Origin of the sequence: Frigidibacter sp., assembly GCF_030695035.1 — a bacterium.
In the GTDB taxonomy this organism is placed as follows: domain Bacteria; phylum Pseudomonadota; class Alphaproteobacteria; order Rhodobacterales; family Rhodobacteraceae; genus Frigidibacter.
Window position 1 is genome coordinate 510,237 of record NZ_JAUYTT010000012.1, and the last position, 9,032, is coordinate 519,268.

The 9,032-nt window shown below is 65.6% G+C and carries 9 protein-coding genes; 2 read left to right on the forward strand and 7 right to left on the reverse strand.

What is annotated here, in order from left to right:
* Positions 1-3: 3 nt before the first annotated feature.
* Together Q8S30_RS13935 and Q8S30_RS13940 are read right to left on the reverse strand one after the other, a co-directional pair.
* Positions 4-987, reverse strand: a complete 984-nt coding sequence (locus Q8S30_RS13935) for a YVTN family beta-propeller repeat protein (RefSeq protein ID WP_305666607.1) — start codon at positions 985-987, stop codon at positions 4-6.
* Positions 988-2,190 carry an ABC transporter substrate-binding protein gene (locus tag Q8S30_RS13940; RefSeq protein WP_371135519.1) on the reverse strand — a complete coding sequence of 401 codons (1,203 nt, stop codon included), beginning with the start codon at positions 2,188-2,190 and terminating at the stop codon, positions 988-990.
* Positions 2,191-2,379: 189 nt separating this feature from the next.
* Here Q8S30_RS13940 and Q8S30_RS13945 point away from each other — a divergent pair, with 189 nt between their 5' ends.
* Both Q8S30_RS13945 and Q8S30_RS13950 read left to right on the forward strand, forming a co-directional pair.
* Complete coding sequence (locus tag Q8S30_RS13945) at positions 2,380-2,928, forward strand: SRPBCC family protein (protein ID WP_305666608.1); 549 nt, start codon at positions 2,380-2,382, stop codon at positions 2,926-2,928.
* Positions 2,925-3,860, forward strand: a complete 936-nt coding sequence (locus tag Q8S30_RS13950; protein ID WP_305666609.1) for a YncE family protein — start codon at positions 2,925-2,927, stop codon at positions 3,858-3,860. Before Q8S30_RS13945 ends, Q8S30_RS13950 begins: the two co-directional genes overlap by 4 nt.
* On the opposite strand, the gene Q8S30_RS13955 is transcribed toward Q8S30_RS13950, so the two are convergent.
* The 5 genes from Q8S30_RS13955 to Q8S30_RS13975 all read right to left on the reverse strand — a co-directional run.
* Complete coding sequence (locus Q8S30_RS13955; protein ID WP_305666610.1) at positions 3,857-4,684, reverse strand: substrate-binding domain-containing protein; 828 nt, start codon at positions 4,682-4,684, stop codon at positions 3,857-3,859. The genes Q8S30_RS13950 and Q8S30_RS13955 overlap by 4 nt on opposite strands.
* On the reverse strand, positions 4,681-5,193 hold the full coding sequence (locus Q8S30_RS13960; RefSeq protein ID WP_305666611.1) for a c-type cytochrome, methanol metabolism-related: 513 nt from the start codon (positions 5,191-5,193) through the stop codon (positions 4,681-4,683). The genes Q8S30_RS13955 and Q8S30_RS13960 overlap by 4 nt, the downstream gene beginning before the upstream one ends.
* 196 nt (positions 5,194-5,389) lie before the next feature.
* Positions 5,390-7,192 carry a methanol/ethanol family PQQ-dependent dehydrogenase gene (locus tag Q8S30_RS13965; RefSeq protein ID WP_305666612.1) on the reverse strand — a complete coding sequence of 601 codons (1,803 nt, stop codon included), beginning with the start codon at positions 7,190-7,192 and terminating at the stop codon, positions 5,390-5,392.
* A 261-nt stretch (positions 7,193-7,453) separates the two neighbouring features.
* Complete coding sequence (fghA, locus tag Q8S30_RS13970; protein WP_305666642.1) at positions 7,454-8,296, reverse strand: S-formylglutathione hydrolase; 843 nt, start codon at positions 8,294-8,296, stop codon at positions 7,454-7,456.
* 5 nt (positions 8,297-8,301) lie between these two features.
* Positions 8,302-9,032 (reverse strand): zinc-binding dehydrogenase (locus tag Q8S30_RS13975; protein ID WP_305666613.1); only part of this gene is annotated, 731 nt, incomplete at its 5' end.

Genomic DNA, 9,032 nt, shown 5'->3' on the forward strand with positions numbered 1-9,032 from the left:
ACCTCAGTTTGATTTCGTCGCCACCACGCCCCAGGGCTGCTGGCCGACCTGCACCGATTTCAGAACCTCGTTGCTGGCCACGTCGATGATCGAGATGTCGTTGGAATTGCCGTTGGTGGTGTAGAGGTATTTGCCATCGGGCGAGAAGGCGAGTTGCCAGACCCGCTGCCCGACCAGCAGGTATTCCTCCACCTCGTAGGTCTCGCCATTGACCACGGCGACGCGGTTCGCCGGCCCGAGGGCGACGAAGATCTTGGCATCGTCGGCGGTGATGCGCAGGCCCACCGGCTGCAAGGCCTCGGGCAGCACGCCCGGCACCTCGAAGGTGATCTTGTGGGTCACCTCGTTGCTGGCGGTGTCGATCACCGACACGGTGCCGCCGATCTCGGCGGTCACGAACAGATGGCTGCCATCGCTGTCGTATTGGGCAAAGCGCGGGCGGCTATCGACCAGCACATTCGCCACGATCTCGAAGGTGGTGGTATCGATCATATGCGCCATGTTGGTCGTCTCGGACGTGTTGACCACGATGGAGCCATCGGGATGAACGCCCATCCCCTCCGGCTCCACCCCCACCGGCACCTCGGCCAGCACCTGCCTTGTTTCCACATCCACCACGGTGACGATATTGTCATCCTCGTTGGCGATATAGAGCGGGTTGCCCGAGGGGTGCAGCACGAACAGTTCGGGATCGGGGCCAGAAGGCAGCGAAGGCAGCTCCTCATACGTCTCGGTATCGAACACCCGCACCAGATCGTCATCCGACGCACAGACATACAGCACCTTGCCATCCGGCGAGGCAGTAATGCCGCGCGGGCGCTGTCCGCCATTGAAGGTGTGGATCACCTCGAAGCTGGTGCCGTCCAGCACGGTGATGGTGTTGCCCTTTTCGTTGCTGACAAAGATCTTGTCGGCAAATGCCGGGGATGCGGTCAGCGCCGCGCAGGCCAAAGCTGCGGTAACCAGTTCTGCGGTAGATCGTGTCACCTAGTCCTCCCTTGCTGTCATGCGTGTGCAACCGGTCTCGCCCCGGTCGGTGCCCAGAGTGTCAAGCTGCGAGACCTGATGCAGGAACCCGTCCTGGGGTGAGACGGAGACGGTCACCGGCCCCATGCTCAGCAGCACCGGCTGGCGCAACTGGCCGTCCCAGTCGCGATAGGTCAGCTTCTGGCCCTTGAAGGCCGCCAGCTCGAACTTTTCGCCGGTGATGAAGCCCGCAAGCGTGTCGAAATCATCGGACGTGGTGCGCGTCGCCGCCTCACCAAGGCTGCGCAGCGCCATCCAGACCTGATAATCCTCGGGCCGGGCATGGCGGTTGTTTTGCTTCTCGAACCGAGTCTGCCATTGCATCGCGCCCCAGGCCTCATGCGCCGGATGCCAGCTGACAGGCATCAACCCGCCTGACCCCGCCACCGGCCGCGGCTCCCAGGTGTGGAATGGCAGCCAGGCGGCGAACACACCGGCATGGTCGGCCGCGACCACCACGTCATGCGCCTTGGCGCGCTGTGTGAAGACCGGCATCTGCGCCTGCACCTGCACATGGCCACTATCCGTGCGCCGGGCGCCGCCGGTGTCCTCGAACACCCGCTCCTCGACAATCTTGGCGCCGAACTTCTTCGCGGCGCGGCGGTAGGCCTCGGCCAGCGCGGTATCCTCGGGGTGGCTGCCCTCGATCAGGAACCATTCGTCCCACCGCTTCCAGATCAGGAACTGCGCCAGCGCATCGGCCAGCATCGCATCCGACGGCGCGGTGTGCAGCAGGTTGGCGCGGCAGTCGGCATTGCGCAGCACGTCGCCGCTGGCGCCCGCGTTGAACAGCAGAGCCCTGTCGCCCGCCAGATCGGCCAGCCGCACCGTCATCGCCTCATCCGCCAGCACCACGACGAAGCGGATGCCGCCGTCCAGCAGCCGCTGCATCTCGGCCTCGGCGGTCTCGGGCGTCGCCAGCACATCCTCGGTGACAAAGGTCTGCTTCATGAAGCTGCCGGTGGTGGCATTGTCGGCGGTCGCCAGCGCCCCGCCCGCAAAGCCCAGGTCATCCGGCGGCAGGTCCAGCCGGGAAATCGGCATCGGGCCGGGCGTATCCACCCGCAGCACCGCAGCGCGGTATTCGGTCTGCGCCTGCGCCTGCGAACAAAACGCCACAGTTGCCAGCAGCGCGCCGGCCAGTCTCAAGCCAGTCTTTCCCATCACGTCCTCCCCTGCCGACATTGGGGCATGGCGGCGTGGCCCGGCAAAACGCTTTGTTCTGATAAGAAGAAAATAAGTGCCTGAAAACAAAGGCAGTCATACTTTGGTTTGATTGCCGGTGCCCCGCGCGCCCGTATCGTTGGCCCCATCGGGGCAGGCTCAAGGCGCCCCTGGAATGGAGGAGACAGGATGCGCAATACCCTTCGGGCACTGGTGGCCGGAATCGCCCTTTTCGCAGGGCTCTCGCTGGCAGCCCCGCCGGCCGAGGCTCATGGCCCCTCGCGGCAGAAGACCACGCAGGAGGTTACCCTCAACGCCACGCCCGATGAGGTCTGGGCGGTGATCGGCGATTTTGCCGACATGAGCTGGCACCCCGCCATCACCGCGACCGAGGCCCCCGAAGGCGCCGAGATCGGCGTGGTCCGTGTGCTGACCCTGCAGGGCGGCGAGACGCTGAGCGAGGAGCTGACCAAGTTCGACGCCGCCAAGCGCAGCTACTCCTACCGGATGACGGTGGACAATGTGGCGGCGCTGCCGGTCAGCAACTATTCCTCGCATCTGACGGTGAAGGATGCGGGCGGCAAGGCGCTGGTCGAATGGCGCGGTGCCTTCTACCGCGGCTTTCCGAACAACGACCCGCCGCCCGAGCTGAATGACGAGGCGGCGATTGCGGCGGTGAACGCGGTCTATCAGGCGGGCTTTGCTGCGCTGGTAGAGCAGTTCGGCGCGGCGGAGTGACCCGGCTTTGCGTGTTGCTGCTGGCCTTGTCCGCAACCGCCGCAGCGGCGCAAGAGGTGGCGGTGATCCCGTCGCAGAACGCCGGGGCGGTCAGCTTCCTTGACGCGGGCACCGGCAGCATTCGCGCCACGGTGCCGCTGCCCGGCAAGCCGGCGGCGGTCGCCGTGGACGGGCCCCGCGGCCGCGCCTATGTCGTCGCGGTCGAGCCGGGGCGGCTGCATGTGCTGGACCTTTTGACCGCCCAGACGCTGCGGGTGATGGACCTGCCCGGCGCGCCCTTCGGGGTCGCGGCCAACCCCGCCTCGGGGCTGGTCTATGTCTCGGACTGGCAGGCCGCCCAGCTGCTGGAGATCGACCCGGCGACGGGCGAGATCCTGCGCCGTTTCGCCACCGGCCCCGCCCCATCCGGCATCGCGGTCAGCGAGGATGGCGCGCTGCTGGTCACGGCAGAGCGGGATGCGGACAGCCTCAGCCTGATCGACACGGCCACCGGGGCAGCCTTGGCCCAGGTGGCGGTCGGGGTGCATCCCTTCGGCATCACCCTGCACGGCGGGCGCGCCTTCACCGCCGATGTGATGGGCAATACCGTGTCGGTCGTCGATCTGGCCACCCGCAGCCTGATCGCCACGATTCCGGTGGGTGAGCGGCCCTATGCCATCGCCTTCGCGGGCGGCAAGGGCTTCGTCACCAACCAATATGGCGAAAGCGTCAGTGTGTTCGACGCGGGCAGCCTTGAGGTGCAGGCGACGGTGACGGTCGGCGAATACCCCGAAGGCATCGCCGCCACCGCCGACGGGCGGCGCATCCTGGTGGCGAACTGGTTCTCCGACACGCTCAGCATCCTCGATGCGCAAAGCCTCGCCCTTCTGGACGAGGTTGCCCTGCCCGAAGGCCCGCGCGGCTTTGGCAGCTTCATCGGAGGCTCACCCTAGCCTGCCGGTTTCAGCTTGATCCCGTAGTCATCGACCAGCGGCACCCCCGCCTCGATCAGGATCGCGTCGATCTCGGCCTGGTTGCGGCGGATCAGCGAGTTCAACTCGCGCTTCCACACATCCTCGCCGGCGCGCACGCCCATGGTGATGCGGTAGAACAGCCGCGGCGTCGCCTCTTCCTTCAGCAGCGGCGTCACCACCAGCGCATCATTGCCCTTGGTCAGCGGCCCGCCGATCGGCCCCCAGAGGATCGCTAGGTCGATCTCGCCCGCCTGCAGATCCGCCAGCATGTCACCCGCCGGATTCTCCACCCGCCGGTCCACCACCAGGTCATAGCCCTTGGCCTTGCCGATCAGCCCGTTCCGCGCCAGATGCGTCGCGGGCGGCGTGCCGGCCACCACACCGATGCGCTTGTCCAGCAGCCGCGCGTCCGTCAACGTATCGACATCGGCCAGATCGCTATCCGCCCGCGCGATCAGCACATGGGTCGAGACGTAGTAATGGTTGGTGTTCAGCACCATCTCATCGCCCTGCGCGTAACCGATCACCACATCGCAGCGCCCGGCCTGCAGGGTCTTGCGGACAAAGCCGGTGACCTGCGGGAACCAGACATAGCTGACCGGCACCCCCAGCTTTTCCCCGAACATCGCCGCCAGCTTGTTCTCGAACCCCGAGCCATCCTGATGCGACAGCGGCGCGTTGCCCGGATCGGCGCAGACGCGAAAGGCGGTGCGGTCCACCAGATCGGCAACCTGCGCCGAGCCCGGCGCAGCCGCAATCGCCAGCGCAATGGCCAGCGCGGAGGCCCGCACCCTGCCCATCATCCGTCCATGCAGGCGGCTTCGGCCGCGGCAAAGGCCTCGGACTTGTCGGCGCGCTTGGCCGGGCGGCCGCGCTCTACCGCATCCGTGCCGCGGGCGCGCAGATAGATATAGATGTCATCAAGGTAGCACATGACATTGGGGTTGGTGCCAAAGGACGGCATCACCGAGTTTTCGGAGGCCCCGACCTTCTGGCGCCCGGCAGCAACGACGCCGACGAAGTCGTAATAGTCCATGCGCAGCGCCGAGTCCTTCAGCGCCGGGGCATAGCTCGACCCCTCGCCATCGGGGCCGTGGCAGACATGGCATTCCGCGTGATAGCGCCGGTAGCCCGAGAAGGTCGGCCAGTCGAGCGTGCCATCGGCAGCGATGTTGTATGTCGGGATTTCCTCGGCGTTGAAGGCGCGGATCCCGTCCTCGGACGCAACGGCAACATCAACGGCAGGCGCGTCGGCCGCCAGCGCCGCAAAGGGCAGCAGCGACAGCGCCAGAATCGGCACAGTGAGTTTCATGCAGGGCTCTCCTCCCAAAGAGTTCCTGGCAAGGTTAGTCGGGCCGGGATCGGCTGTCACCGGCGGCGGACTAGCACTTTAGTCTGGCTTCTTGAGAGATTGGGTGAGGATCGCCACGCAAGCCCCTGCCCGGACAACGAAAAACGCCGCCCCGGATCTCGGGGCGGCGTTCACATTCTGGTGCAAGGGCGATCCGTCAGTCCGGGATCGCAAAAACCGTCAGCTGACCCCCAAGCGCAGTGTAATCCGACAGCGCCGCATAGCCGCCCACGGCCCCGAGCCCGTCATTGGAGTTCGTCAAGCCCGCCGCGAGGCCGATGCCCGCCCAACCACCGACACCCGACAGCACGCCGATATACTGCTTGCCACCATGTTCGTAGGTCATCACGTAGCCGATGATCCCCGAGGGCGTCTTGAACTTGTAAAGCTCCTCGCCGGTATTGGCATCGACCGCCTTCAGGTAGCCCTCAAGCGTGCCGTAGAACACCACGTCACCCGCAGTGGCCATTGCGCCCGACCAGACCGAGAACTGTTCCGGCAGCGACCACTTGATCTCGCCGGCAACGGCGTCCCAGGCGATAAAGTTGCCCATGCCGCCATGGCTGCCCGGCGCCGGGAACATCGACAGCGTCGCACCGACATAGGGCTGACCGGCCGAATAGCTGACGCGGAAGGGTTCGTAATCCATGCAGACATGGTTGGTCGGCACGTAGAAGAGACCGGTCTTGGGCGAGTAGGTCGAGGGCTGCTGGTCCTTGGACCCAAGGGCCGCAGGGCAGATGCCGGTAGAGTTCACATCCTCGCCGTTCTGCTCGGTCGAGTATTCGGCCACGACCTGCGGGCGGCCATATTGGTCGGACGCCGGGTCCATCTCGACATGGGTGGCCCAGTTCACCGCGGGGTCATACTTCTCGGCCACCAGCAGCTCGCCGGTTTCGCGGTCGAGCGTGTAGGCAAAGCCGTTCCGGTCGAAGTTGACCAGCAGCTTGCGCATTTGCCCGTCGATTTCCTGCTCGACGAGGATGTTCTCGTTCACGCCGTCGAAGTCCCACTCGTCATGCGGGGTCTTCTGGTACATCCACTTGGCGACGCCGGTATCGGCATCCCGTGCCATGATGGTCATCGACCACTTGTTGTCGCCCGGACGCTGCGAGGGGTTCCAGGTCGAGGGGTTGCCGGTGCCGTAATAGATCAGGTTCAGCTCGGGGTCATAAGTGGTCCAGCCCCAGGTGGTACCGCCGCCGATCTGCCACTGATCCCCTTCCCAGCTGTCGAGCGAGGAGTTCGCGCCGACGGGCTTGCCCAGAACCATCGTGTTCTCGGGATCGACCAGCATCTCTTCGTCCGGGCCGGTGGAATAGGCGCGCCAGGCCATCGAGCCGTCCGAGATGTTGTAGGCGGTCAGGTGGCCGCGCACGCCGTATTCGCCGCCCGAGATGCCGACCAGGACCTTATCCTTGACCGGAAGCACGGTCGCCGTGTTGGTCTCACCCTTGGCCGGATCGCCGTTCACGACGCTCCACTTCACGTCGCCGGTCTTGGCATCGAGCGCGACCAGCGTGGTATCGGCCTGATGCAGGAAGATGGTGTCGTCAGAATAGGCAAGGCCGCGATAGACGGTATCGCAGCACATCACGCCGATCACGTCGGCATTTTGCTGCGGGGCATAGCGCCACAGGATCTTGCCGTCATTGTTCAGGTCCAGCGCATAGACATTGTTCGGGAACGGGGTGTGGACATACATGATGTCGCCGATCACCAGCGGCGCGCCTTCATGGCCGCGCAGAACGCCGGTCGAGAAGGTCCAGGCGACCTGCAGGTCACCGACATTCTCGTTGGTGATCTGGTCGAGTTCCGAATAGCGGGTGCCGGCATAGTCGCCAAGCTGCGCCGCCCACTGCTTTGAATCGCCGGTCGCCGCAAGCACGCTGTCATTGGCGAGGGCCGGGGCCGTGCCAAGCAGCAATGTGGCGACAACACTGATGGTAAACCTTTTCATGTGCTTCCTCCCTGAAGACTGAAAAATGGGCGCGCAGCCAGTGGCTGCAGGCAATCGGGCTGGCCGGGCCGCTGGGTTGCGAGTGAGGCAAACGCGGGCAGGCTTCTTATTGTGCTCTTATTATTGGCGATCCGGCCTTGGGCGAGTCAACGAAGTTGGCAGAGTTTCAACCCAAAGTATGAGTGTGGGCGGCGGGGGCCATAGGTGGGCACGCCAAAGCGGGCCGCAGGGTGCGGCCGCGCTGAGGTTGAGGGGGCTGCGTCAGGCCGCGGGGGCAAGCGCCAGTTGTGCCGCGTGCCAGCGGACATGGTGTTCCATCACGCTGGAGACGTAGAAATAGCTGTGGTCATAGCCCGCCAGCATCCGGAACTCGGTTGGCTGGCCGCGGACCGCCGCCGCCTCGATCAGCGCCTGCGGCGTCAGCAGCTTCAGGAACTGGTCCGACGCGCCCTGATCGATCAGCACCGGCCCGGGATAGCCGCGATCCCGCATCAGCAGGGTCGCGTCATGCGGGGCCCAGGCCGCCTCATCGGTCCCCAGGTAGGCCGTGAACTGCTTGCGGCCCCAGTCCGAGGCCGCCGGGTGTGCGATGGGCGAGATGGCGGACAGCGAGCGATAGGTTTCAGGATGGGTCATGGCGATGGTCAGCGCGCCGTGCCCACCCATCGAATGGCCGGTGATGCCCTGCCGCGCCCGGTCCAGCGGGAAGCGGTCGAACACAAGGTCCGGCAGTTCCTTGACCACATAGTCCCACATGCGGAAATGCGGGGCCCAGGGGGCTTCGGTGGCGTTGACGTAGAAGCCCGCGCCCTGCCCCAGATCATAGGCCTCGTCATTGGCGACGCCCTCGCCGCGGGGCGAGGTGTCGGGGAAGATCAGCGCGATCCCCTGTTCGGCGGCCCAGCCTTGGGCGCCAGCCTTGGTCATCGCATTCTCATGCGTGCAGGTCAGGCCGGACAGGTACCACAGTACCGGAACCGGCCCGGCCCTGGCGGCCGGCGGCAGGTAGACCGCGAAGGTCATGTCGCAAGCGCAGGCGTCCGAGGCGTGGCGATAGACGCCCTGGACGCCGCCGAAGGCGCCGGTTTCGGACAGGATTTCCATCCCGGTCAATACACCACCACGCTGCGGATGCTCTCGCCCGAATGCATCAGATCGAACCCCTTGTTGATGTCTTCAAGGCTCAGCGTATGCGTGATCATCGGGTCGATCTCGATCTTGCCGTCCATGTACCAGTCGACGATCTGCGGCACGTCGGTCCGGCCCCGCGCGCCGCCAAAGGCCGTGCCCTTCCAGACCCGCCCGGTGACCAGCTGGAACGGCCGCGTCTGGATCTCGGCCCCCGCCGGCGCCACGCCGATCACCACCGACACGCCCCAGCCCCGGTGGGTGCATTCCAGCGCGTCGCGCATCACCTTCACATTCCCGGTGCAGTCGAAGCTGTAATCGGCCCCGCCGATCTGGTCGAAGGGGGTCTTGGTCAGGTTCACGATATGGGGGACGATGGAGCCCTCGATCTCCTTGGGGTTCACGAAATGGGTCATGCCGAAGCGGCGGCCCCACTCTTCCTTGTCGTTGTTCAGATCGACGCCGATGATCATGTCGGCGCCCGCCAGCCGCAGGCCCTGGATCACGTTCAGCCCGATGCCGCCGAGGCCGAAGACCACGGCCTTCGCGCCAATCTCCACCTTCGCCGTGTTGATCACCGCGCCGATGCCGGTGGTGACGCCGCAGCCGATATAGCAGATCTTGTCGAAGGGCGCGTCGGGGCGGACCTTGGCCAGCGCAATCTCCGGCACCACCGTGTGGTTGGCGAAGGTCGAGCAGCCCATGTAATGGT

Excerpts from the sequence above, each read along its gene's own strand:
- Q8S30_RS13955 (WP_305666610.1), bottom strand. The coding sequence starts at position 4,684 with ATGATGGGCAGGGTGCGGGCCTCCGCGCTGGCCATTGCGCTGGCGATT.
- Q8S30_RS13965 (WP_305666612.1), bottom strand. The coding sequence starts at position 7,192 with ATGAAAAGGTTTACCATCAGTGTTGTCGCCACATTGCTGCTTGGCACG.
- Q8S30_RS13960 (WP_305666611.1), bottom strand. The coding sequence starts at position 5,193 with ATGAAACTCACTGTGCCGATTCTGGCGCTGTCGCTGCTGCCCTTTGCG.
- Q8S30_RS13945 (WP_305666608.1), top strand. The coding sequence starts at position 2,380 with ATGCGCAATACCCTTCGGGCACTGGTGGCCGGAATCGCCCTTTTCGCA.
- Q8S30_RS13940 (WP_371135519.1), bottom strand. The coding sequence starts at position 2,190 with ATGGGAAAGACTGGCTTGAGACTGGCCGGCGCGCTGCTGGCAACTGTG.
- fghA (WP_305666642.1), bottom strand. The coding sequence starts at position 8,296 with ATGGAAATCCTGTCCGAAACCGGCGCCTTCGGCGGCGTCCAGGGCGTC.